Origin of the sequence: Mesotoga sp. B105.6.4, from assembly GCF_002896535.1 — a bacterium.
Taxonomy (GTDB): domain Bacteria; phylum Thermotogota; class Thermotogae; order Petrotogales; family Kosmotogaceae; genus Mesotoga.
Genome location: NZ_JWIM01000001.1, coordinates 25,177 through 48,248, shown reverse-complemented (window position 1 = coordinate 48,248; position 23,072 = coordinate 25,177). Strand labels below are relative to the sequence as shown.

The 23,072-nt window shown below is 46.4% G+C and carries 22 protein-coding genes, 1 other RNA gene and 1 riboswitch; of the genes, 9 read left to right on the top strand and 14 right to left on the bottom strand.

The genetic code is table 11. The features are described from left to right. The first annotated feature begins 118 nt into the window (after positions 1–118). The 4 genes from RJ60_RS00200 to RJ60_RS00185 all read left to right on the top strand — a co-directional run bounded on the left by RJ60_RS00200 (position 119) and on the right by RJ60_RS00185 (position 4,849). Positions 119–1,177: a uroporphyrinogen decarboxylase family protein gene (locus tag RJ60_RS00200; protein ID WP_099830253.1), complete on the top strand. Its 1,059-nt coding sequence runs from the start codon at positions 119–121 to the stop codon at positions 1,175–1,177. A gap of 33 nt (positions 1,178–1,210) precedes the next feature. Continuing rightward, entirely contained in the window at positions 1,211–1,909 is a 699-nt protein-coding gene (locus RJ60_RS00195; protein WP_099830252.1) for a vitamin B12 dependent-methionine synthase activation domain-containing protein, read from the top strand. Positions 1,910–2,110: 201 nt separating this feature from the next. After that, the gene (locus RJ60_RS00190) at positions 2,111–3,889 is read left to right on the top strand and encodes an ASKHA domain-containing protein (protein ID WP_103133760.1); all 1,779 of its coding nucleotides are present in this window, start codon (positions 2,111–2,113) and stop codon (positions 3,887–3,889) included. A 3-nt stretch (positions 3,890–3,892) separates the two neighbouring features. Next, a complete protein-coding gene (locus tag RJ60_RS00185) occupies positions 3,893–4,849 on the top strand; it encodes a uroporphyrinogen decarboxylase family protein (RefSeq protein ID WP_103133759.1) in 957 nt (318 codons plus the stop codon). A 45-nt stretch (positions 4,850–4,894) separates the two neighbouring features. Here the strand turns inward: RJ60_RS00185 and RJ60_RS00180 are convergent, their stop codons facing one another. After that, entirely contained in the window at positions 4,895–6,031 is a 1,137-nt protein-coding gene (locus RJ60_RS00180; RefSeq protein WP_180979877.1) for a uroporphyrinogen decarboxylase family protein, read from the bottom strand. 683 nt (positions 6,032–6,714) lie between these two features. Here RJ60_RS00180 and RJ60_RS00175 point away from each other — a divergent pair. Beyond that, positions 6,715–8,532, top strand: a complete 1,818-nt coding sequence (locus RJ60_RS00175) for an Ig-like domain-containing protein (protein ID WP_103133757.1) — start codon at positions 6,715–6,717, stop codon at positions 8,530–8,532. A gap of 48 nt (positions 8,533–8,580) precedes the next feature. Here the strand turns inward: RJ60_RS00175 and RJ60_RS00170 are convergent, their stop codons facing one another. The 7 genes from RJ60_RS00170 to RJ60_RS00150 all read right to left on the bottom strand — a co-directional run bounded on the left by RJ60_RS00170 (position 8,581) and on the right by RJ60_RS00150 (position 12,684). Beyond that, entirely contained in the window at positions 8,581–9,270 is a 690-nt protein-coding gene (locus RJ60_RS00170; protein WP_258006134.1) for a hypothetical protein, read from the bottom strand. A gap of 90 nt (positions 9,271–9,360) precedes the next feature. Then, positions 9,361–9,765: an amidohydrolase gene (locus RJ60_RS15925; protein WP_258006133.1), complete on the bottom strand. Its 405-nt coding sequence runs from the start codon at positions 9,763–9,765 to the stop codon at positions 9,361–9,363. After that, positions 9,759–10,004: a hypothetical protein gene (locus RJ60_RS15920; RefSeq protein WP_258006132.1), complete on the bottom strand. Its 246-nt coding sequence runs from the start codon at positions 10,002–10,004 to the stop codon at positions 9,759–9,761. The genes RJ60_RS15925 and RJ60_RS15920 overlap by 7 nt, the downstream gene beginning before the upstream one ends. A gap of 276 nt (positions 10,005–10,280) precedes the next feature. Further along, positions 10,281–10,499: a hypothetical protein gene (locus RJ60_RS15915; protein WP_258006131.1), complete on the bottom strand. Its 219-nt coding sequence runs from the start codon at positions 10,497–10,499 to the stop codon at positions 10,281–10,283. 1 nt (position 10,500) lies between these two features. Then, positions 10,501–11,433 (bottom strand): ATP-grasp domain-containing protein, encoded by a 933-nt coding sequence (locus RJ60_RS00160; protein ID WP_103133755.1) that lies wholly within the window; start codon positions 11,431–11,433, stop codon positions 10,501–10,503. A 154-nt stretch (positions 11,434–11,587) separates the two neighbouring features. Next, the gene (locus tag RJ60_RS00155; protein ID WP_103133754.1) at positions 11,588–12,487 is read right to left on the bottom strand and encodes a carbon-nitrogen hydrolase family protein; all 900 of its coding nucleotides are present in this window, start codon (positions 12,485–12,487) and stop codon (positions 11,588–11,590) included. After that, positions 12,484–12,684 (bottom strand): hypothetical protein, encoded by a 201-nt coding sequence (locus tag RJ60_RS00150; protein WP_103133753.1) that lies wholly within the window; start codon positions 12,682–12,684, stop codon positions 12,484–12,486. Before RJ60_RS00150 ends, RJ60_RS00155 begins: the two co-directional genes overlap by 4 nt. Positions 12,685–12,734: 50 nt before the next feature. Further along, positions 12,735–12,809, top strand: a riboswitch (Fluoride riboswitch). A 142-nt stretch (positions 12,810–12,951) separates the two neighbouring features. On the opposite strand from RJ60_RS00150, the gene RJ60_RS15910 reads away from it, so the two are divergent. After that, complete coding sequence (locus tag RJ60_RS15910) at positions 12,952–13,410, top strand: cation:proton antiporter (RefSeq protein WP_308410907.1); 459 nt, start codon at positions 12,952–12,954, stop codon at positions 13,408–13,410. Next, positions 13,386–14,012 carry a cation:proton antiporter gene (locus RJ60_RS15905; protein ID WP_258006129.1) on the top strand — a complete coding sequence of 209 codons (627 nt, stop codon included), beginning with the start codon at positions 13,386–13,388 and terminating at the stop codon, positions 14,010–14,012. Before RJ60_RS15910 ends, RJ60_RS15905 begins: the two co-directional genes overlap by 25 nt. A 280-nt stretch (positions 14,013–14,292) precedes the next feature. Here the strand turns inward: RJ60_RS15905 and RJ60_RS00140 are convergent, their stop codons facing one another. Together RJ60_RS00140 and RJ60_RS00135 are read right to left on the bottom strand one after the other, a co-directional pair. Beyond that, positions 14,293–15,234 (bottom strand): DMT family transporter, encoded by a 942-nt coding sequence (locus RJ60_RS00140; RefSeq protein ID WP_103133752.1) that lies wholly within the window; start codon positions 15,232–15,234, stop codon positions 14,293–14,295. 915 nt (positions 15,235–16,149) lie between these two features. Continuing rightward, the gene (locus tag RJ60_RS00135) at positions 16,150–17,982 is read right to left on the bottom strand and encodes a glycerophosphodiester phosphodiesterase family protein (protein WP_180979876.1); all 1,833 of its coding nucleotides are present in this window, start codon (positions 17,980–17,982) and stop codon (positions 16,150–16,152) included. A gap of 292 nt (positions 17,983–18,274) precedes the next feature. Here RJ60_RS00135 and RJ60_RS00130 point away from each other — a divergent pair, with 292 nt between their 5' ends. Both RJ60_RS00130 and RJ60_RS00120 read left to right on the top strand, forming a co-directional pair. Then, positions 18,275–19,261, top strand: a complete 987-nt coding sequence (locus RJ60_RS00130) for a coenzyme F420-0:L-glutamate ligase (protein ID WP_146028877.1) — start codon at positions 18,275–18,277, stop codon at positions 19,259–19,261. 483 nt (positions 19,262–19,744) lie between these two features. Beyond that, positions 19,745–20,218, top strand: coding sequence for a hypothetical protein (locus tag RJ60_RS00120; protein ID WP_103133748.1), 474 nt, complete (start codon positions 19,745–19,747; stop codon positions 20,216–20,218). Here the strand turns inward: RJ60_RS00120 and RJ60_RS00115 are convergent. The 4 genes from RJ60_RS00115 to RJ60_RS00100 form a co-directional block, all read right to left on the bottom strand. After that, the gene (locus RJ60_RS00115) at positions 20,201–20,704 is read right to left on the bottom strand and encodes a flavin reductase family protein (RefSeq protein ID WP_099830236.1); all 504 of its coding nucleotides are present in this window, start codon (positions 20,702–20,704) and stop codon (positions 20,201–20,203) included. The two genes, RJ60_RS00120 and RJ60_RS00115, sit on opposite strands and share 18 nt — an antisense overlap. A 43-nt stretch (positions 20,705–20,747) precedes the next feature. Beyond that, positions 20,748–21,215: a peroxiredoxin gene (locus RJ60_RS00110; protein ID WP_103133747.1), complete on the bottom strand. Its 468-nt coding sequence runs from the start codon at positions 21,213–21,215 to the stop codon at positions 20,748–20,750. Positions 21,216–21,293: 78 nt separating this feature from the next. Continuing rightward, positions 21,294–21,555: signal recognition particle sRNA large type (gene ffs / locus RJ60_RS00105), an RNA gene on the bottom strand. A gap of 45 nt (positions 21,556–21,600) precedes the next feature. Beyond that, positions 21,601–23,025 carry a phosphoribosylaminoimidazolecarboxamide formyltransferase gene (locus RJ60_RS00100; protein ID WP_103133746.1) on the bottom strand — a complete coding sequence of 475 codons (1,425 nt, stop codon included), beginning with the start codon at positions 23,023–23,025 and terminating at the stop codon, positions 21,601–21,603. Positions 23,026–23,072: the final 47 nt, after the last annotated feature.

Below are 23,072 nucleotides of genomic sequence, written 5' to 3'. Positions count from 1 at the left end.
CGAGCTTTATTTGAGATATGGATTGATGCTAGAATGCTTTTGATGAGTACCCGATATACTTAAACACGATCGGAGTCTCCGGAGACTTGACTCTTTGGAAAAAATGGGGGGGATTCAGTTGAAACCGGCACCCGATTTCTCAGTGATTCTGGACGTCTTCAGGCGCAATGAAGAACCTTGCAGAGTTCCGTTCTTTGAGCTCTTTGCGGACGATAAAATAATGGAAGAAGTGATGGGCTACAAACTTGCCGTATTAGAAGAAGATCCCGACAGGTACTTCGACCAGCTGGTCGGTTTTTATGAGGAACTGGGATATGACTACGTTCCCTTCTATCAGGCTCCCCGCTTTCCCACTCCCGATTACATTCATGGTGAAGACACGGCAACATACCGCAGAGAAAGCAGGAAGTGGATGAATGAAAAGGGCGGCCCCATTAAGACCCTAAAAGACATCCAGGAAGCGGACTGGCCGAAGGCAGATGAAGCTGTCGATTTCGACCTTTTCCGTAAGCTGGGTGAGCACCTTCCCGAAGGAATGAAAGTAGTTGGAGGGGCTTCCGGCGGGCCATTTGAGCACTCCAGCTTCCTGATGGGTGTTGAGAATCTCTCCATGGCCGTTTACGAGGATCCCGAGCTGGTCAACACTCTTAACGAAAAGATCGGCCATGTTCTCGTTGGAGCCGCAAAGATCATCTCTTCAATGGATTGCGTAGGCGCCTACTGCTTTGGAGACGATCTCGGATACAAGACATCGACCATCTTCTCTCCGAGACATCTCAGAAGACTGGTCTTCCCGTGGTACAAAGAGATAGCCAGCGTGGTACATGCAAACGGTAAACCCTTTGTCCTTCACAGTTGCGGCAACTTAACCACTGTAATGGACGATATAATAGAAGCCGGAGTCGATGCAAAACACTCCTTTGAAGACCAGATAATGCCTGTTCCAGAAGTGAAAAGAAGATGGGGCAAGAGAATCTCGATCCTCGGAGGAATAGATGTTGATTTTCTATGTCACGCCTCCGTCGAGCAAGTTAGGAATCGAACACTCGAGACTCTCGAACAATGCGCTCCGGGAGGCGGGTATGCTTTAGGCACGGGCAACACCGTCGCCAACTACATCCCGGTGAGAAACTACCTTGCAATGCTGGAGGCTGGAAATGAATTCAACTCTCGCTAGATACGTCGAATCGGCTTTCGATTCGGTCGGTTCATGGTAGAGCGCGAGAAAAACATCTCAGTCCTGAAAGGCATACCTTTCAAGATAGAGGCGGCTTCGCTTGTAGAAAGCCTGCGGATCAGAGCCGGTTCTGAGGAAGAGACGACTTTCAGAGAGCTCGTAGAGAATGCCCGTGAGACTGCAAACCCAAAAGCGATCTACAGGACCTGCTTTGTCGACTGCGTTAACAACGACGAAGTTACAATAGAAGGTGTTCGCTTCGAGAGCCGTCTCCTGTCGAAAAAACTCCATTCGGTCGGCAGAGTCTTCCCGTTCGTCATAACTTCCGGACGAGAACTTTACGAGTTCCCGCTCGATCGTACAGACTTTCTCAAGATCTTTCTCTGGGATAGTGTGCTGGAGCACATACTACATGAGGCAGCCGGGTTCCTAAGAAGCGAGATTTCCAGGAATAACCTGATCGAAAACCTCGTATGGATGTCTCCAGGCTCGGGAGATGCGGAGATCTGGGCTCTGCAGCAGCAGAAGGAATTGTTTTCCTTGATTGGAAATGTGAAGGAAGAGATTGGGGTCGAACTGAATGAATCTCTACTCATGATTCCGACGAAGTCAATTTCGGGAATTGCATTTCAGTCCGAGAAGGATTACAGGAGCTGCATGGTTTGCAGAAGGGTTAACTGTCATTACAGAAGCGCACCGTATGATCGGAAGCTGAGGAACTCCCTTGAATAGAGTGGCTCAGTCTTCAAAATCAGTCTGGTTGGCGAGGTTAGGAGTTGCTGGCAAGAGGTTGGAGCAGAAAAAATTAGTTCTTAGTTTGCCATTGTCCATTCGGAAAGACCGTTGCCCAAAAGGAGCCGCTGCGGTGTCGCTCTCGAGTGAATGCATAGGTTAAATGAGATCGGGGATACCGATGAGGAGAGAGGTTAAGTAATGAAAGAAGCTGTGTATAAGGTCACATTCCTGCCTTCGCAAAGAACAGTAACGGCAAAGAGAGGCGATTTGCTGCTCGATGTTTTAAGAAGGGAATCGCAGCAGGTGAATGCCGTATGCGGAGGGAGGGGAAACTGTGGAAAGTGCAAAGCGCTCGTGGCTGAAGGAAGCAAGGCCTTCCCGCTCACCCTTACCGAGTCAAGACTCCTGACACGAGACGAAATTGCGGCCGGATACAGGCTGAGCTGCCAGTACAAAGTCATGACCGATGTCAGAGTCAAAACAGAGGACCCGGCTCTGAATTCCGCAGTTTCCAAACCGCCTCTTCCGAAGGCCTCGATAAGAGAGATATCTCCACAGGTTAGAGTCGAAGAGTTTTCTCTTTGTAGGCCGGATATTGATGACCAGACTTCAGACTATTCAAGACTGATGAGTGGTCTCGTTACCGAAAGACCAGGGATTGACAGACTTAGTCTTCTGAGAAGGCTTCCCCATGTCATAAGGGAGCTGGATTACAGAGGCAGGGCCGTCTTGTACGGAAGCGAAGTAATAGACATACTACCTTTCTCGGACGAAAGCGGTATCTTCGGTGTCGCTATCGATATAGGCACGACAACCCTCGCAGTTTACCTGGCAGATCTCAAGTCGGGAGAGATCGTTGCGGTTCGATCTGCTTCCAATCCCCAGTCTGCATATGGCCAAGATGTCATTTCCAGAATTGACTACGCAATCAAGAGAGACGAAGGAATCGATGAGCTGAGAACTGCAGTCTTGACAACACTGAACAAGCTGATCGACGATCTCTGCAATGAAGGGGCAGTATCGAAGGAAAGGATCTACGATACTTCGATAGTGGGAAACACGACGATGATCCACATCCTTCTCGGAATAAGCCCCGAGAGAATCGTCTCCTCACCTTTCATACCGGCATTCACTGGAGGAAAGGTATTCGAGTCGCATGAACTGGATCTAGAAGAGTCCATTCCAAATTCGAAAATCTACATAATGCCCGGAATCTCTGCCTACGTAGGCTCAGATATCACGGCCGGTATTCTCTCGTCTGGATTTGTCGAGGATTCCGGCAACGTTCTCCTTGTGGATATCGGAACCAACGGGGAGATGGCCCTCAAAAGCGGCGACAGAATCTTCGCTTGCTCGACCGCGGCAGGTCCGGCATTCGAAGGAGGCAACATAAGCCAGGGAACTATTGCCAGACCGGGAGCGATGGATCATGTGTGGTTGAATGGAGAAGGTGTCGGATTCAGTACAGTGGATGGTTCGTATGTTTCTGGAATATGTGGTTCGGGATTGATAGACGCGATTGCCGTAATGATAGATGCAGGAGTAGTCAACGAATCGGGACGAATCAGGGGAGAACACTTCGAGCTTGACGGCCCGGTGGGAAAAGTGCGGATAAACAAGAGAGACATTCGTGAAGTACAGCTTGCAAAAGCAGCCATTCGAGCAGGAGTATCCGTCTTGATGGACCGGGCCGGCATCGAGACGCAAGATATAGACCGGATTCTGCTTGCCGGAGCCTTCGGAAACTACATCGATCCCAAAAATGCCCTGCGAATAGGCATGCTTCCCAATGTGCCGGTCGAAAGAGTTTCACCCGTCGGCAATGCGGCCGGTCTGGGTGCAGTTCTGGCAGTTTTCGATAGCGGGATTCGAGAGAGAGCGGAAAGTCTCAGCAGTGAGGTACATTATGTAGAACTATCTGGCAGAAAGGATTTCAACGAGATCTTCGTTGACAATCTTGCCTTGAGGGAGGGATAAAGAATGGCTTTCAATAGATCAATCATACCTTTGCTCGGCGCGCCGGGAGCAAGACTTACTGGAACAAAGCTTAAAGAGAATCTCACAAACGTGGAAATCCAGTTCAAGTCTTTGTCGAAGCTTATGGAGGAGTTTCAGCCCGACGGGATCTTCTTCATGATGGATTTGACGGTCGAGGCCGAGGCGTTGGGACTGGAGATCGGTTTCCCTGAGGATGGCAATCCCTACGTTAAGGAACATCTAATAAAGGGACGGGACGAGCTGGCCTCTGTCGAAAACTCCTGGAGGGGAGTATCCGGCAGAATGAGGATCTTCACAGAGGTTGCAGATAAGATGGCGAGAAAACTGCCGGGAATGAAGGGCAGCTACGTTATCGGTCCACTTAGCCTTGCAGGAGAACTGATTGGGGTTACAGACCTCTGTATGAAACTGATAGAAGAGCCGGATTTTGCAGAGAGTGTAGTAGACTTCTGCGCAAGGGTTGTAGGTGAATACTCCAGAGCGCTAATCGACCACGGCGCGGACACGATAGCCGTGCTTGAACCGACGGCGGTGCTCTTATCCAAGAGACAGTTCAAACGTTTCGCGCTTCCATATTTTGAAAAGCTCAGATCGGAACTTTCAAAACCTTTAATTTATCACATCTGCGGAGACACGGAACACATAGTAGAACCTATGGGCGCCAGCGGCGCCTACGGACTGAGCCTTGACAGCATGGTGGACCTGAAGGATGCGGCGGAGAGAATTCCCGAAGATGTTTTTCTTATAGGCAACATAGATCCGGTCAAGGTCTTCCTTCAGTCAAACGGAGAGGAGGTCGAGAGAGAAACTGCAAACCTTCTAGAGAAAATGAAGGACGTACCCAATTTCATCTTGAGTTCAGGCTGTGACATCCCACTGGAGACTCCTCCTGAGAATATCGCCGCCTTTTTCAGGGCCTGCAGGAATTTTCGGCCGTAATACAAGACCTCAGGTTCAGAAGAAGAGCAGATTCTTCAGCGGGAATTATCGAGAACCATATTCGTATGCGCATTCGAAAAGTCTGAAGATCTTCCCGGGTGATACTTCGGCCTGAATGTTGTGGATAGGAGCAAAGACAAAGCCTCCGCCCGGAGAGAAAATGTCGATGCGCCGGCGAATATCGTCCTCAAGATCCTTGAGTGTTCCGAAAGGCAGGACGTGCTGTGTATCGCATCCCCCTCCCCAGAAGACGATATCTCTTCCAAATTCACTCTTGAGCCTTTCCGGCTCCATATTCTTCGCGTTAGTCTGAACCGGGTTCAGGATCTGAACACCGACTTCTATGAAATCTGGTATGAAGGTATAGACTGACCCACAGGAGTGAAGAAAGATGAAAAGATCGGGTTTCTTCCTGTGAATGAAGTCACACAGGTCTTTCAGTCTGGACTTGAAGACAGATCTGAAAATCCGGGGCGATATCGCCGTGTTTTCCTGGGTGCCGTAATCGTCGCCAATCTGGATAATATCTATATCGTCTCCCACGTTAGAGAGATACTTTTCCAGATCTACAATATAGGTTTCGAGGAGCCGATCAAGAAAAAACTCCATAAGAGATCGGTTGGTAATCAGCCTTTCCATGAACTCCTGGTAACCGAACATTGAATGGCCAGCCTCGAGGAAGTTTCCCCCGAAAGCCCCGATTACGGCGCAGTCTGTTGACTCACGTATTCCCGAGAGCTGTCCTTTCAGGAACTCTATTTCCTCGTCAGTCAGTTTTGGCAGAACAAGAGCCGAGATCTCCTCTTTGCTATCGGCATGGGCAAGGGGGAAGTAACTCCTGTCGAAGTAATGGCCGCCCCGGGGCATCCTCGCGACTTCGACACCGTTCCTCTCGATTGCTAGCGAACCGTCCTCTTTCAATTCGGGATCGAAACCATCTGGAAAGAGGTATCTCGACCCATCTTCGAAGATCTCTCTCCTTATCCAGGAATCGATTCTAGTTCCAAAGCCTCCGTTCAGTCTCTTGAGTTCGATCACATCGGAATGGACTTCTCTCCTGATCTCCTCATCGATAAAGGCAAGCATCTGATGAACATCGAAAACCCTTACTGGAAGATCACAATGACCGAGATAATCTGCAAGTTTCCTGTAAGCCCTGACATGAATGCCGGTCGACCTCATTCCTCCCAGATCGATGGGAATGCGGTCAGGTTCGCGGTGTTTCAACGTTTTTAACACTCTATCTCGCGAAGTCATCCAGTTCCTCTCCTTTCAGATCCTTCTCTCCTGAGACTCTACGAAACAATTATGCCTGAGACAGATTCTTTTGCTTCACTACTCGAAGATCTAGAAGTATGATCCATCTCTCTTTGAGGGCAGCAAGAACGAGTGAAAGCCACTTGTCCCAAGTTCTTTGAAGGAATGACCGCTGTGGCTTTCAAAACTATTTTCTGAAAGTGTTTAGCGACTTTTCAATTATTGCAGATTTACACTTTCTCTTCAAACCAAAATCAAAACGCAATATCATAATTCTGAGTGATTTGTCTAGACTTATTTATCATTCCTGGTCTGGGCTTCAGGTAACCGCTTGAACCGTTAAGCCAGATGAGTCTGTATCTGTCGAATCTTAGTCGCCCTTAGATGATGTCTTTATGATTAGTCTTTAGTTTCACATTTAGCAAGTTAACCATATTGGCGTAATTAAGGAAACTTACATGCTCTTTTCGAAACAAATCCGATTGGCATTCTTATTCTTTGGAATCTTCGTATCGAAAGATAATGTCGCGCAGCCGTGAAATATACTGAAACTGCAGGAACAGTTGACTTCAAAAACCGCTGAAATGGTTAAGTGGGAGGTGTTTAGAATGCTTCTGAAAAAGAACCGTCTTGTCTTGCTACCAGTAGTTTTCCTTATCTTTTTGCTGTCTGCATGTCCATTCAACCCGCCAAACAAGATTCCGCTCTGGTTTCTTCCAATAGGAGATCAGACTGTGGAAGAAACCAAAACCCTTGAAATCCTTCTGAGCGATCACGTCTCAGATGAAGACGGCGATGCCTTGAGCTTCTCGGTAACAGGAAAGGGAAGCGTAGTTAGCGGTCTATATTCCTACACTCCGGGCATCGGTGAATCTGCAATTGAATTCGAGGAAGAAGCGGTATATGCAGTTACGATAACCGCAAACGACGGAAAAGGTGGAACGGCAAGTGAAAGCTTTAACGTCACCGTTATGCCCACGAACAGGGCTCCAGTCTGGATAACGATTCCAAATAAAACTGTTCAGGAGGGTTCCATTCTTACAGTTCTTCTTACAACCTATGCCAGCGACCCGGATGGAGATGCTCTTACATTCGATATTCTTGAAGGTCCCGGTGAGATTGACGGAAACAACTATGAGTACTCTCCCTCCTATGGGGATGCAGCAATTCACTTTGAAGAATCGGCAGTCTACAGTGTTGTTCTGAGAGCTATTGACACAAAAGGAGCAGAGGCGACGACGAGTTTCTCAGTGACCGTTACTAATAAGAACAGAGTTCCCGAATTGTCGATCCCTTCCCCGCAATATGTTACAGCCGGAACGACATTAACTCTGGACATCGCCGTATTCGCAAATGATCCCGATGGAGATTCGCTTACCTTTTCCAAAGTCGCTGGGGTTGGAGCTGTCACCGGAAGCACCTTCACTTATTCTCCGTTGTTGAGTGACTCAGGAACAAGAAACGCAACGATCAGAGCAAACGATGGAAATGGAGGCCAAACAGACCAGACATTCGATATAACAATCAATCCAAGTGGAATAAACAACCCACCGAATACCCCTTCGAATCCTACTCCTGCCAGTGGGGCACTTACACAGCCAGCCAATCTTACACTCTCTTGGATCGGGGGAGATCCAGACGGCGATGTAGTTACATATGATGTGTATTTAGGTACCTCTCCAACGGCTCTTGTGTTCAAAACAAACAGGAGTACGACTACTTACCCTACCGGCACTTTGAGTAGTTCGACTTATTACTACTGGCGGATTAAAGCGATAGACAGTAAAGGAGCCACTAAGACCGGCCCCGTCTGGAGTTTCCGCACTGCGCCAACAAAAGCCTTTGGAGAGAATTTTGAGACATATTCTACAGGCACCATCACAGGTTCATTCGGGAAGTGGTACTACACTGAGTCTGGCAGTGTGCCCAATCCAGTCATTACAACGATCACCGGTCACGGTAAAGTCATCGCCTTCTACGGTGGAACTGGAGGTTACTCCACGGTCTACACTTCATCGGTGAAACCTATAAAGCTTGGCTATCTAGAGTACGACGTTAGGCTGAGCTCCTCCACAACAAACAAATGGGGCTGGATTGGGCCGAACAACACTAATGCATACACAGGAATAGGATACCTAGGAGGAAGTCAGGCGATAATCTGCCGGACAAATTCCGGTGGTTCCTACCATTACGAGAAAGTGATGGATATCTCACCTGGAGTCTGGTACAAAGTGAAGGTGATCTTTAATCACACAACGGGAAACGCGGCAGTATATGTAGATGGCACATACATGAAGAGTTTCGTTTTTGGACCGGCTTCTGCCGGCACAAATGGAGTTAGGATGACTACGAGCAATGGACTCTTGTCATACGTCATGTTCGACAACATAAGCTTGTGGGCCACGGATGTCAATTACGTGCCATAAGAAGTGGGGGGTCAGAGAATCTAGCGTCAAGTTTGTAGATAGACTCCGTCATGTTTGAAGAATTTGCTCTTCTCTCAAAAGAGAGAGATAGTTCTTGAAGAGATCTCTGAAGTCATTTGCAATGCTGAACGGACTTCTGCCCTTCCACAATCTCGTTGGCAGAACGGGGTACCGTTCTGGCAGCTTCTTGAACTTGAAACTCTCTTGAATGCCATCGAAGTAGTCATAATTCACGTGCGTACAGTTCAGAAGACAGAGAGCGGTTCTCATTTCTAGCAGGGTCTCTATTGAGGCGCAGTAGATGTCCTCGTGTCTCTTCCTTGCAATGCAGGAGAAGATTCTCCCGCAAGACTCGAATACGAGCTCCGAAAGATTGTCCTTCAAAGCCCTCCTGAACTTCTCTTCAGGAACACGGCAAGCGAGAGCGTAATACTGCCCCGGCTTCGATGCATCGCCCTCCAGTACGAGAAGGTTCTTCACCAGTCCGGCATAGAATGGCCATTCAACTCCCGGTTCCTCAAGTAATCTGCAGAGTCTGTTTTCGGTTATCGAATTTATAGTGACCGGGACTAAGCCATCGAGAAAGGCTTTCTTGGGAACCTCTTCTCTGGTTATCATAAGCATTTCTAGATCGGACCAGTGAGTATCGGTCCCTCTCGATGTAGAACCATACAGGCAGAAGCAAATCAGATTGTCCTTCACCTCTCTCGAAACCTTTTGAGAAATCTCCAAAGCCAAGTTGTACCTCTCCTCATGTGTCAATTGATCTCCACCTTCTCGTTTTCCAAAACCGCCTTTGCTGAGATTGCTTTGCAGATCATAGATTGTTCAGGAGGATTTTTTCGGATTGTTATGGAGAATTCGTTCGGCAATCATCATCGCCTGTGAGAGCTTTACAGTCTTCTCACTAATCTTTTCCTCCAGAACTCTCGCGATGTTTTCCCTCGCTATCTTGAGATGTCCGTAGATCGCGTCGACGATTGCATATTCCCCGCCAAAACCGGATATCTTGTTGAACGGCACCGCATCCAGAAAATCGCTCAAGGCGTTCCGTGCAGAAACTGGCGAAATGATGTGAGACCAGCACATGTCGATGAAGACGTTTGTATAGGTCTTGGCAAAGGCCGCAGTCACTCCCCAGTAAGGATATCCAATGTGAAAGAGATCGAATTTCACTCCCGGGTATTTTAGGAATAGGTTCTCTAAGAGTTCTGGATTTGAGTTGCTTAGCATTCTACGATTTCCTTCCAGCAAACCGGCGTGAAGACGATTGCAGCGTCTTTGAAACTCACTTCTTCAAATCTAATCGGCCTCTGATAAGCAATAACACTCTTCAGACTAATGATGCCATTTGCCAGATTCTCATCCAGCTCCCTTTCGAAAACCTCTAGCCAGTCGCTGAGCGATCTTCTTTTTACGGCATAGGTCTCCTCCAGCCATCCTACTATATCGAATTCCGGTGGCATTGGCATTATGTAGTTCTGTGGCTGCCATACCCTCCTGAATAGGCTCCTGTCGCATTCGAATCGACCGGTCCAGGGATCTATTATCGCAAGTTCTATGTTACAGAGATCCTTCAGGATCTCTTTCAGGTGTCCCGGTCTGTTTGCCTCTCTGAACCTCTCTCCGAGCTCCTCTATGGTCGAACCTCTTATTCCGTCGATCCCGTATATCGCTCTAACCGAATCATCGAGAGCCCTGCCGTAACCGGTATGTCGGCAAAACTCCCGGTGTGGTTCGATAAGTGTCTAGCGTTCAAGGAGATCTCTGTTTCTATCTCGGGCAACTTCCAGGGTCTTCGACTCAAGTCCCGAAGAAATCAGATCAGAGCTCATATAGTGAAGAAGGAACTCTTGAAGAACATCGTCTCTTCCTTCAAGCAGATCTTCTGCATGAACAAGGTGCTCGTGCGTGTCAATCACCGGGATCTGTCTTATGTAATCAAGTATCTCTTCATAGACTACCATTTTATTCTCCGATTCCATATCTACTTATTGCTGAAGCGACAATCCTGTTAATGAGATCGCCGTAGCTCCACCCTCTTGCCTCGGCCATTTTAACGATATCTGAGTAATCAGGTACGAGAAGAGGAAGGGAATTGACCTCCAGGAAGTGGATCTTTCCTTCGTCGTCAACCTTCAAATCGATACGGCAATAGTCCTTTAGATCCAGCGCCCCGAAGACCTTCAGTGAGAACTCGCTTACCACTGATTCCTCTCTCTGTGAGATCTTCGCGGGACAGATGTAATTTGTCTCGTCACCGTGGAACTGTTTCACCCTGTAGGAATAGAAAGTCTCAAGGTGATCTGGCAATGACGAGAAATCTATTTCCATTATCGGAAGAACTTCAATGCCAACAATTCCAACTGTGAATTCCCTTCCTTCAATGAACCTCTCAACCAGAGCGGGCTGTCCAAATCTCTCGTGGATACGTGAAACAGCTTTCTGCATTTCATCAACGCTTACAACAACCGAGTCCTCCCAGATACCCTTTGCGCCGCCTTCTTTAACGGGTTTGACAATTGCCGGGCTGAACGGAAGGTTGTCGACAATATCTCCGGGACGAACCGAAAAGAATTCGGGAGTGGATATCCCATAGGCCTTCATGATCAACTTTGTGAGCGTCTTGTTAATACAGAGAGCGTTTGCCGTAGCACCGGAGCCGGTAAAGGGTACTCCGAGAAGATCCAGCACGGCCGGAAGATGGATCTGCCTCTCGGTATTACCCATGGCGGTAGTGAGATTGAACACGAGATCAGTGCCTCTAAGTACGCTAACAGCATCGATCTCGAATGGTCTGGAATCAACTTCAAAACTATTCTCGAGTGAACTAACAACACTCCTGACCATCTCTTCATGATGAAAATCGATTGTCGTGTCGTGAACGACAGTGATTCTCATAACATTCCTCCCTGGGACATCTTCAAAGTATCACTACAAAGGAATTATACATATTCCTCGTTTTCGGTTTCCCGATTTAGTATCAATGAAGGAGAACCCCGGTCTCAAAAGACAGAGTGGACTTCGACTAGTGTTGCTGATGAAGCTCATCGCTTTATGTCGTGACGTTGAGAATCTCTTCCCCATCGAATTTTCTGGCAACGGCAAGCGCTCTTCCCCTGGACCAGATGGAAGATCTTCCCTGCGCTTTGTCTCTGCCAACAATCCCAATCGCCATCGGATTCACGAGATAGCGAATCTTCTCTCTACACAATGATGCCCTGATCGGTCCATCGCGAAACCAGATCCTCTCCTGCGTCGAACCGCGCATCGATCCTTTCCACTCAGCAAAATTGCAGGAGGGAACCAGTATCACTTCGCAACCGGCTGCGTCCAGTCTCTCGATTTCGGTTTGAAAGAACATATCGTAACAAATCGCTATACCTATTATGCCAATCTCCGTATGAACCACATTATCGACTGGCTCTCCTCTGGAAAACAACACAGAGCTCTCGGCTTTGGTAAGATTGTGCTTCAAGGCTCTTGTCAACAACTTTCCCTCAGGATTGAATAAGTAGGCCATGTTATAGAGCCTTCCATCCCTAATGAATCTCCCTCTCTCAGATTCTTCATCGATTATGGGAAGCAATATCGACGGGGCAAGAAGATAAGTTTCGAACTCCCTGGCAATGGTACTGAAAACTCCGTGATAGTAGGCTTCTATCCCAAGGGCATCTCTTAGAAAAGCCTTCTTCAAAGGATTAAGAGAGAACCCCATATTCTTAATTGCATACTTTGCAAGAGTCTTTGTTGTCGTCTCCTCGAAGCTGAGTTTCCTGAAGGAAGGGTACAGAAATGTTGCAAAAAACTCCGGGAAGGCAATGATATGGTTACTCCCCTTCCACAGAAGTGAAGCCTCACTCGCATAGTCTCTCATCTTTCTGCGAAATGTCTCTTCGCCATAAGACTCCTGATCGAACCAGACCTGAATTGCAGTAAGATCGGTGTCTTTCATGACGCAAGCTTAACAATAATCAATATTAGAGCAACAACCAATAAGATCGGCAGGAAGACAACAAAAAGACCTGCTATGGCAAATATCACTATCATTATCACTCCTACGCCGGCTACAACAATAATCAACGCAGGGAAGAACCTAATTGCAAGATATAGCAGGAACAATGCACCGACAATGGCTAGAAAAGTGCTCAAGAGATCACCTCCGTTTACTGGTCATTGACAGTATAACGCATGGACTATATAATTCTCTAGGCAATGAAGCTTGCCTTGAGCAGACTCCTCCAGAAACGCCTCCAGCTGATAGCTTCTACCAAATTTGCAGCCTGGTCCTGCTTGACTCTGGAGGAGTATATGATTCTTAGCATCTCCCTTATAGTTATTCTCTCGATAGTTGTGCTTTCCCTCTTTTAAAGAATCCGTCTTTCCGGTCTGATTGAACTGGTCTCGCTTGGAATAGCTTTGGGACCGGATGCAATGAATCTCATCGACACATCATTGCTCTCAATTTCCGATGAAGTCCGGCTGCTTGCGCTCATAGTCATTCTGATGCGCGCCGGTCTCGGATTGAATCGGAGAATCATCAAGAAGATAGGTCCCCTCGCTCTTCGCCTTAGTTTTCTTCCAAGCCTCTTCGAAGGTTTCTCAATTATGGTAATGGCTCACTTCTTCCTGAATCTCAGCCTCGTTCAAGGTGAAATGCTCGGCTTCATAATCGCGGCGGTTTCGCCTGCGGTAGTAGTTCCCGAGATGCTGAGACTGAAAGAAAAGGACTTCGGAAAGAGAAACGAAATACCTTCTACTATTCTGGCGGCAGCTTCAATAGACTACGTTGTGGCTATTACACTCTTTACGGTTTTTTGGGAATTGAAGGAGGATAGGATGTCAGTATCGGAATGTCCTTTCTTATGGTGCCGGTAGAGATTGTTTTCGGTATATCTCTTGGCGCGGCAATCGGCTTTCTCTTCAGCCTGCTCTTCAAAAGATTCCATATCAGAGACATGAAGAGGGTTCTCTTGATTCTAATGATTGCGTTCGTTTTCCATAAACTCGAGGAAGTACTCCCCGTAGCAACTCTTCTGGGTGTTATGGCGATAGATTTTGTCCTGCGAGAGAGGCTTCCGGTAGCCGTCGACAGGATTGCAGGAAAAATGGAGAGAATATGGGTGGTCGCCGAGGTCTTCCTGTTCGTTCTAGTGGGTGCAAGTGTTAACGTACGTGCGATAGGCGACTCATGGCTAATGGGACTACTTGTAATTCTTATTGGACTCATATTCAGAAGCGCGGGCGTTCTGGCGGCCACTCTCGGTTCGAAACTGACTCTCCGCGAAAGACTCTTTTGCATGATTTCTTCTCTGCCCAAAGCCACAGTTCAGGCTGCAGTGGGAGGAATACCCTTAGCAATGGGAGTTGCTTACGGAGATGTTATACTTTCGGTTTCAGTACTCTCGATCCTCATAACTGCGCCTCTTGGCGCCATCGGCATCAGACTCGCCGCAAGAAGATTCGCGAAGAGCACCTGAGAGAGTCGACCACATCTTCTCTTCGACTCTCTTCATAAAGTTATGAAATGTGAAGGCTCTTTTCGATCCGGAGAAATCGTCGATCACTCTTGACTCCGTTTCATTTCAAACCAAAAAGCAAGTTAAAGCGATTACTCCGGTTTATCTGCCGCGGCTTTCTGCCGGAGTGATTTTTGATTGAAGAGAAGTTCTGCGCAATCCTTTTCGGCAATAGGTAGTGCTCAAAGCTCACGATGGGCCTTAGGTATCCCTATGCTAATTTCCGAAAGTATATTCAGATCTACCGAGCGGACCTATCTTCTGAGACTGCCCTGTTCTTCCAGTTGACAACCACAACACCGGCCGAAACCAATATGAGGGCAAACGCCATGTACGAATTGAGGGCCTCTCCTGGAATGAAGGCTGCGGAGAGAAAGACGCCGGCAACTGGAATAACGAATCGGAACATAGTGATTTCACCGGCTTTGTGAAAGCTGAGAATCGCATACCACAAGGAAAAGGCTATGGCCGAAAGAAGCATAGAATACACTAGAAGGAGATTGCCCTTGAGCGTGAAAACGAGCGAATCCTGTTTCAACCCGGGAAGACCGACGATGAGGAGAAGAAAGCCGCCGATCGAGAGCTGCCATCCCGACACGAGAAAGGGAGATCGGTTCGACGACATCCATTTGGCATACATAGTGCCGAATGCACCGATAGTCGCTGCGATCAACATGAAGCCATCACCTTTGAACACGAAACTCAGAGTGAATCCCGCTTCGAAATTTGCAAGGAAAACCCCCGCGAATCCCAGTATCATCCCAAGTATCTTTTTCCAGCTCAGGCGATCATTCTTGTAAATGTAGTGAGCGAGAAGGATCACAAGGAAGTTCTCACCCGCCATTATTATCGAAGACTTCATTCCCGTTGTATGACTGAGCCCATTATAGAAGAAGAAGTACAGAAGAAAAGTCTGCAATACTCCAAGTGCAAACAAATGCATGTAGTCCTTCTTAACGAACTTCACTCTTCCCTTTCTACCCAAAGGTATCGAAAGCAGAAGCACCATAATACCGGCTCCCAAAAACCTGATTCCGGCAAAGACAAGCTTAGCTGAAACATCATCCGGGGAAATTGCCATCTCCTCGTAACCGAGTTTAAGAACGGGAAAAGCGCTTCCCCAGAGAACTGAACAGAATACAGCGATTAAAGCCGCCATCCACTTCTTCTTCAAAATATCCATGAAATAAGTCTACACTAAAACCGGCAGACACGTAGTTCTTTCCATTTGACGGCATTTAACTTTTACCGGAGCGCATAGACACGCAAACTTGTTCTTTTTTTGTGGTCGAAGGGGGCCCCACCTACTTGTAAGCTTGATAATGGGGGATATTCTGTGCGTCTTCACGCTTAAGAACGAAGACCCGTTTGCCGAGAAGATGAATCGAGAAAGGGCATTGTTGAGATGCTCGCTTCGCTCACGAGAAGACTCCAATTGACACGTCAACCGTTGAATGTTCGCCGTTCTCCGACCGGAAAAAGGCCAAGACAGATTGATGAATTATTTGTTGAAAGAACATGCTGCCGCACAACCATCTAGATTGGTCGATATCTTCACCGAATACCTTAATGAATTTGAAAAGCTTTTTACCTAGGATATCAGTTCATTAGGAGGGTGAACAGCCGTTCGCCCCTACAAAAGAATTGTCTAATCGTTTGACATTGTCATCCCGTAGAGCCTGCCCATGAATCCTCTCACTTTGTTATCCCATGATGTGCCTGCACGGGATCTGGTTTTGAGAACGATCCAAGGATCGAGATCCTGGCCAAGAAGCACGAGGATGACGAAGTGAGCTGGTTCTGATAAACTGGATTTCGTCATTCTTTGCGTGATAGGGGTTCTAGCTCTTTGATCTTGACCAACCACCAACCACGTACGACCAACAACCGCTCTTAGCCCAGCCTTGCGTCCGCCGGTGTTCTTCGGCGCCTTGCGTCTTATTTCAACAGGGACCGGCTCTTCTCACGTCCTCACGTGAGCGCAGCGAACATTTCGAAAATGCTATTTCTCGTCAGATCAAATAAACAAAAGATACCCTGGCGAAGTACCTGCATTTTTCTGAGCTCTGTAACCCAAGGTATTGTTGGGAGTTTCTTGTTAAGTCATCAAAATGCTGAGGACTCTCAGCTGAAAGATCGACATTTCTGCCTGCCTCAGAAGGAGCTTAGACAAAACATCAGGTCTGTCGGTTATTATCGAAGCAACTCCCATTGATGAGTATCGACTCATTGTGTCCGTGTTGTTCACTGTCCAAACATGGACATCTCTCCCCATTGATCTTGCTCTCTGTATGAATCTATCATTCAAGATTGTAGTGGATACACTGTAGAAGTCCACATCTACCGACCAAACGAGGCTGGTCAGATACCCTACAACAAGTCCAATAGGTATGTCTGGAGCAAGCTCTCTGACAGTGGTCAATCTTTCAATACTTGTAGACGTGATGACCACCCTGCTCTCAAAGCCCATCTCCTTGACTAACTCTATCGTTGCCCTAGAGATCTCTGGAGAGTATCCATAATCTTTAAGTTCAATGTTCAATTTCACACTTGGCGGAATCCCGGTCATGTACTGAATGACTTCTGCCAGGGTTGGAACTCTCTCCCCGGCAAACTCATTTGAAAAGCGACTACCTATGTCGAATTCGGCGATATCGGCGTAGGTAAGGGTATGGACTCTTTCTCCGACACTTGCGACCTTTGATAGCGACCTATCATGATTTAGAACAAGCACTCCGTCACGTGTCATCTGTACATCGATTTCGATTATGTCTGCACCATCCTCAATTGCGATTCTAACCGCGCTAAGCGAATTCTCAGGCGCTTTGAATGAACTTCCTCTGTGAGCGGTGACCAAAGGCAGTTCAATCTCGGAAACAACTAGAAAACGACCCAAGTATCCGAAGAAGACTCCCTGAATGACTAGAATGATTAGTAGAGGGAGTAGCCAGGGCCTTCGAATCACAACAGGTCTATCAGCAACAGCATCCTTTCTTAGCAATGTTTGAGAATGAAGGGCTTCTCCTTCTTTTAGCGCAAAGAAGAGCCTGGTTGTCAAAATAGAATAAAAGATAGATATCCCTATAGAGACAGCCGTAGTTGTCATTGTCTCAGCTGAAGCGAAAATGGAAAGCTTCAGGATATTCATCGATGTGGGATCATAGCTTGATCGGATAACAACATCTCTCGTGATCCTAAAAACGAAGGAATTGCCGATTATCAGCAGCAGAGAGGGAGCCCAGAATGCCAACATGCTTAGCAACACCTTCTTTCTGTTGCCGTTTACCAGGCTTGTGCTTGCCCTGAGAGCACCGGCAAATGTCTTTCGATCCAGAACGGCGTAGTGAATCGCGAAAATCCAGGAGACAAGAAGTCTGATCATTATCATCAGTGACATTATCGCTGCCATCCAACCAAACGGTCCAGTAACTACAGATGGATACATTCCGACAGGGAGCCCTCTCGAAAACGCTCTCTGCAATACGGGAAGAATCCTCAATGCAGGCAAAATGCACAACAGGAAGATCCCCGCTTTAAATGAAGCTAATCCAAGAAGTCTGGGAAGAATCCTTAGAATCCTCGCAAGCACAGATCTTACTCTCTCTTCTCGTTCTTTGAGTGCGGCAGCCGAAAACTTCACTAATCCGCTCTGTTCAAATGAAAAACCAAGCAGCCACAAGAAAGCCACCGTTAAGACAATGACTAATCCAGGAAAACTCTCTGCAAGACTCAAGAAACTCCAGTCAAAAATCATTTTTCTGCCGGTGAAAGAGAACAGAGAGCCAAGCAAAAGGGCAATTAGTGGTACTGTCAATAAAGAGAAGGCAACCTTCATTAGAACCATGAAAGTCACAGACTTCGAAGGCATTTTCAGAAAAACATGATACATCATCTTTGCCCCTATCTTCGCAATGAGAATAACCTCCCACAAACGCGTCTCTCTTATAATATCAAAATCACCAAACGTCAGGACCGACCAATTTGCCAAACGTTGTATTTTGATATGCGTAACTGTGAAGAAGTTCAATGTATAATCCTTCATATGTTTGCTTTGGATGACAGCTAAAATAAGAGTAGAATGTTATTGATGTCGATTATAATAATTTCAAGTCAGTTCGGCTATTGATTCGAATAGGGGTTTTTCAGTACGATAGATTGAATAACTGTTCTTAATTGATTCTTGATGGGGAAGTCATACCTTATTGAAGAGCGGTGATGCTGAAGTGGATAGCACTGTTCTCGAAACCGTTGTAACAAAAGTGAAAGACGGCATGTCTGCAATAACCGTTACTCCAGTGAGACTTATTTCAAGACTTGAGCCCGGTAAGGAGTATCCTTCACCTGGATCTTTTATTCTTCGATCAGTAGAGAGTGCCGGGGAGGTTATTGAAAGTGGGGATGTAATAGTCATCACTTCAAAGATCGTTTCAATTCTGGAAGGAAGATGTTATGAGCTAAGTCAAATAAGGCCCTCGCTACGTGCGAGACTGCTTGGGAAGCTCTTTGGGAAGCAATCCTCGAAAGTAGAATTGATTCTCAGAGAAGGGAGAATATTAGCTGTGTTCCCTTACAAGTCTGTGTTAAAGAACAAGGTAATCAGAAAGAGAATGCAGCAGGTATCAGTTGATCAAAGCAAGAGTGAGAAGGTTATTGACAGCTTTAGAAACGTGTTCATGATAAGGAAATATGGTGTCTATCTTGATGAAGCCGGAATAGATGCGTCCAATCTTCCGAAAGGATGGGTATCTCTCCTCCCAAAAGATCCGTGTGAGAGTGCTGAGAAGATCCGTCAAGAAATCGAACTGCTTACAGGTAAGAAAGCAGCAGTGATCATTACGGACACCATAGCATCGGTTGGGAAGACCGGTTCACTTGATGTCTCTATTGGTTTCTCTGGAATTGATCCTTTATCTAGAGAACATGCAAGAACTGATCTGTTCGGAAAGCCAAAGTCCGGTGGTATGGACATTGTTGTCGACTCCATTGCTGCTTTTGCAGGTACAGCTATGGGTGGCTTTGATGAGTGTTCGCCCATATGCATTGTTCGAGGTCTTAATTATAGATACACTGAAATCAAGTATGACTTTGATTCAATCACATATCCTGCAAGTGTCACAATCAAGTCCTTTATCAAAATGATCATTCCGAACTTGATACTATTGTTAGCGCTGCTAATATCTGTCCCGTTTGGAAGAAACAATCAAACCTAGTCAAATGTAGAATGACAGACTTTTCGAGAAAGCGGTCCGGCAGACAAAATGTTATTGTCGCTTATTCATCGGTTTGCTCCATTCAAATGACCTAAGATAGACGGCTCCAATGAAAGATCTAGTTAGCTCGTAATGCATCATAATCATAATAAATCTACTCAAGAGAGAGTTAATGCATCAAAATAGAATCTATTCAAAATCGAATTGAAGGAGATTAAGAACACCTCCCTTTGAGTTAGATTTAGACTTCATTATTTGTATATCAACGAGCGATTCCTGAGAATGTGCTATATTACTCTTGAGTATATATAAATCTAGGGCTTCGTGAACCTTGCGAAGCTCATTTTTTTTGCTTTCGATAATTAGTATTACTTGCAGTATAATAATAATAATGCGCACGCAAATGATTCAATATACGTACTACTTTGGAAAGCTTTGTCAACTTATGGTGAGAGACCGTAAGTCTGGAATATTGTTGTCTGGGTGAATGATTTGAAGAAGAGAGAACATGGAGCGATAAGCGTTGTGCAGGCCAGAAGAAGAGAAAAGGCCTACTTGCATTTGACTTCAATAGCTACGGTAGTCGGTTTGCTTTCGGTCAGTCTTATTATCATAGCAAACCAAATGTCGGATAATGTTCTTCAGAACCCTGAGTCCGTAAGACTAGTCTTCGTCATGGGAATAGCATTGGCTCCGGTTTCATTCGTAATTTACATCTTTGCTCATATCGCTGCAATAGCTGCCCAAAGAAGGGGATGGAATTTCGTCGTTGGGTTTCTTTCTTCACTCCAAACCATTATCTCTCTTTTCTTTGCCAGAGACATTCTTCTCATCGACTCTTCCTCAAGACTAAGCTATCAGACGCCTAATTGGTCGTCGTATGTACTGTGGTCTATTCTTATAGCGTCTCTTCTGCTAACTTTGACTCTCGGCATTTACTCAAGGAAGAGTGTATGAGTCGGTAATCTCTCCAAATATGAGTGAATGGTATGAGTTATCACCATAGAAAGTACTGGCAATACTTCCATTAAGGGCTAGCGGTGTTAGTGCTTCTTTCGATATGACACGACATTCCAGCACTTTGTCTGCCTCACCTACCACTACAATCGATGGTGAAATTCCCTCTTGAGGGGTTAAGCCTGTCTCTTTGAATTTGTCGAAGTATTTTCCACTTCTTGTTCCGCAGAAATTAAGTGCCTCTTGCCACTTCGCCGACATGAAGTTAACCGAAAAGCCGTCACTGCTCCTGAAGAAATTATGAGTGAATCTGCTTGGCCTGATCATGGTAATAAAAACAGGACGATTCCACGTGTATCCCAAGAAGCCCCAGGCAACTGTCATCAAGTTAGTTTCTACTCCGTCTGTCACACCTATTAGCACCCTTCCTGATTTAAGATACTCCAGTAGCTCGGTCGAGTATTCCGGAAAACTGAATTCAGTCATGCTGACCTCCTATTACAAAAACGACGTGGGGATCCCCCTGTCGCTAAATCCTCTTCAGTTGATTCGCGATCTCTGTGTAGTCAGGCTCAACTCTAGGATCATCTGAGACCCATGTGTAAGCGATCTTGCTATCTCTGTTCACAATGAATACAGCTCTCTTAGAGACAACTAGTCCCTTCACGCCCGAAAAGTCCTGGTGTACTCCTCCGTATTTCCTAGATACCTCCCCTGCGACATCAGACAGAAGTTGGAAGGAAAGCGAATTCTGCTCCTTAAAGGCTTTGTTGGCAAAGGGACTATCCATACTTATTCCAAGAATCACAGCATTCATACTCTCGAAATTGGCCAGCGAGTCTCTGAATGTGCAAAGCTCTTTCTGGCATACACTTGTAAATGCTCCCGGATAGAAAACAAGAACTACTTTCTTGCCTAGATATTCATTGAGTTTATACTCCTTAAGATCCGAACCGAAAAGCGAGAAGTCTTCTGCCTTTTCTCCCTTAAGCAACATTCTATATACCTCCTAATAACCGTCTATAATTGTCATATTAATTCTAGCAGATGATAAGCATGATACATAGAAGAAACACCATGCATCCTTCGTCGACATTGACAACCTGGCCGTATTTGCGATCCGGCTCAGACTGAGCGCCCCCGCGGCACACGGGAGTGCTTGCTTATGGCTGCTTCCTCCCGGACCTGACCAGGTTCGCAAGTTCCCATTGCGCAGGACTCAATCCTCAACACCTTCAGACAAACCGACACCAAACCGGCAAAGCCTCGGAAGGCATTCGGCCCCGCGTATGGCGGATTTCGGGTACAGGGAACCGCCAGCTCCCCGCCTAGCATGGTGTAACTACATTATATATTCTGACTTTACAGCTTTCAAGTGCTCCTTAGTTGTTTAGTCTAGTAAAGTCAATTCCCAAAACGAGTACACTCTTATGAGAATAGGTTCTTCTTGTGCCTGGCAAAATCATTCTTCTAACTCCGGCGGCCTTGAGTCTTGCGAGCACTTCATCGGTAAGATCATTATCTGATGCCATCACCGAATCCTGAAGGTCGAGATTCTCAAAGTCATAATTCATGAGCTCTGTGTAGCTCAGTCCACTCTTCAGAAGGGCGCTCTCACCCTCTCTGAAGATGGATAAGTTGTTCGCTCTATTCACTCTAGAACAGAAAAGAGCAAGCTTATCGTCATTCTCAAGATCGTAGTCCTTCATTTTATATGATAGTTCTCTCACGAAGTAATTTCCGAAGCCTGAGTAAGTCTCTTCTGAGAGAGACACCGCTTCGTGCGCAGGAGCAGTGAGTATCATAATATCTCTTTCGCGTGCAGCAAGAATTGCATCACGGTCGAAAACTCCGCCAAACGCTTCAACTCCGTCCTCGTGAAGCTTCTTGATGGTATCTCCATCAATAGCAAAAGTAGATGCAAACATCGTGTCTGGACCACCTTCCGAATAACCGTCACGTAGCTTGCCGGCAAAGACCTTCGTTATCTTTCCCTTGTCTAGAAAGACAGAGATATTATCACTGTAGTAATAGAGCTCCATGAATACATTCATGTTCCTCAACTGAGACTTCTTCAGCCCCACAGCCGGATTACCGATCTGAACCTCGTCCAACAGGCCGGGTTCTTTTGAGAGCTTCAGGAGGTATGCCTTCTGAGAGGGATTGTCCCCGTAGAGAAGCTGCATAACGTACTCCATAACTGTGTAATCATATTTTTCAGAAGCGAAAATCTGAGAGAGCGCCTTATGAATAGACGAATTATAGAGCATTGCCGCATAGATCGCTTTCAGAGCATACCTTCTCCTCTTCAGAAGAAGAACATCGCCACATTCTTCCAGACTCTCTATCACTTCATCATAGTCTGTCGGATCGGAAATGACGACTATATCCCTGTGATTCTTGGCACCTGCCATAAGAAGTGCAGGTCCACTCACATCGATCTCCTTAGAAAGGTTCAACTCATCGGGTGATTTCTTCACTGCAGACTCAAAGGGCTTGAGGTTCAGGATTATTATGTCAAAGGGAAGAATCGAATGTTCCTTCATCTCCGTCATGTGTGAGGGAAGATCCTGGATCGCAAGTATTCCTCCGATTATCCTCGGATGAATCGCCTTAAGCCTCCCGTCAAATATTGATGGAAACCCTGTGTAGTCTGCAACCTTTATTGCATTGATGCCATGATCTATAAGATATTCCGCGGTGTGATCTGTAGCAACTATCTCCACCCCATTAGAGGCGAGATAGCCCGCGATCTTCTCCACTCCCGACTTGTTGTGAACACTTATAAAGGCACGCTTAATATTCATCAGGCACCTCCCTGTGATTAGTTTATCATCAATTTGTACTCCAAGAC

Excerpts from the sequence above, each read along its gene's own strand:
- RJ60_RS00110 (WP_103133747.1), bottom strand. The coding sequence starts at position 21,215 with ATGTTGCTTAAGGGAGAAAAGGCAGAAGACTTCTCGCTTTTCGGTTCG.
- RJ60_RS00185 (WP_103133759.1), top strand. The coding sequence starts at position 3,893 with ATGGCTTTCAATAGATCAATCATACCTTTGCTCGGCGCGCCGGGAGCA.
- RJ60_RS15915 (WP_258006131.1), bottom strand. The coding sequence starts at position 10,499 with ATGGTAGTCTATGAAGAGATACTTGATTACATAAGACAGATCCCGGTG.
- RJ60_RS00140 (WP_103133752.1), bottom strand. The coding sequence starts at position 15,234 with ATGGATATTTTGAAGAAGAAGTGGATGGCGGCTTTAATCGCTGTATTC.
- RJ60_RS15920 (WP_258006132.1), bottom strand. The coding sequence starts at position 10,004 with ATGCCAATGCCACCGGAATTCGATATAGTAGGATGGCTGGAGGAGACC.
- RJ60_RS00100 (WP_103133746.1), bottom strand. The coding sequence starts at position 23,025 with ATGAATATTAAGCGTGCCTTTATAAGTGTTCACAACAAGTCGGGAGTG.
- RJ60_RS00115 (WP_099830236.1), bottom strand. The coding sequence starts at position 20,704 with ATGACTGAATTCAGTTTTCCGGAATACTCGACCGAGCTACTGGAGTAT.
- RJ60_RS00160 (WP_103133755.1), bottom strand. The coding sequence starts at position 11,433 with ATGAGAATCACTGTCGTTCACGACACGACAATCGATTTTCATCATGAA.
- RJ60_RS15925 (WP_258006133.1), bottom strand. The coding sequence starts at position 9,765 with ATGCTAAGCAACTCAAATCCAGAACTCTTAGAGAACCTATTCCTAAAA.
- RJ60_RS00190 (WP_103133760.1), top strand. The coding sequence starts at position 2,111 with ATGAAAGAAGCTGTGTATAAGGTCACATTCCTGCCTTCGCAAAGAACA.
- RJ60_RS00180 (WP_180979877.1), bottom strand. The coding sequence starts at position 6,031 with ATGAGGTCGACCGGCATTCATGTCAGGGCTTACAGGAAACTTGCAGAT.
- RJ60_RS15905 (WP_258006129.1), top strand. The coding sequence starts at position 13,386 with ATGTCCTTTCTTATGGTGCCGGTAGAGATTGTTTTCGGTATATCTCTT.
- RJ60_RS00155 (WP_103133754.1), bottom strand. The coding sequence starts at position 12,487 with ATGAAAGACACCGATCTTACTGCAATTCAGGTCTGGTTCGATCAGGAG.
- RJ60_RS00175 (WP_103133757.1), top strand. The coding sequence starts at position 6,715 with ATGCTTCTGAAAAAGAACCGTCTTGTCTTGCTACCAGTAGTTTTCCTT.
- RJ60_RS00195 (WP_099830252.1), top strand. The coding sequence starts at position 1,211 with ATGGTAGAGCGCGAGAAAAACATCTCAGTCCTGAAAGGCATACCTTTC.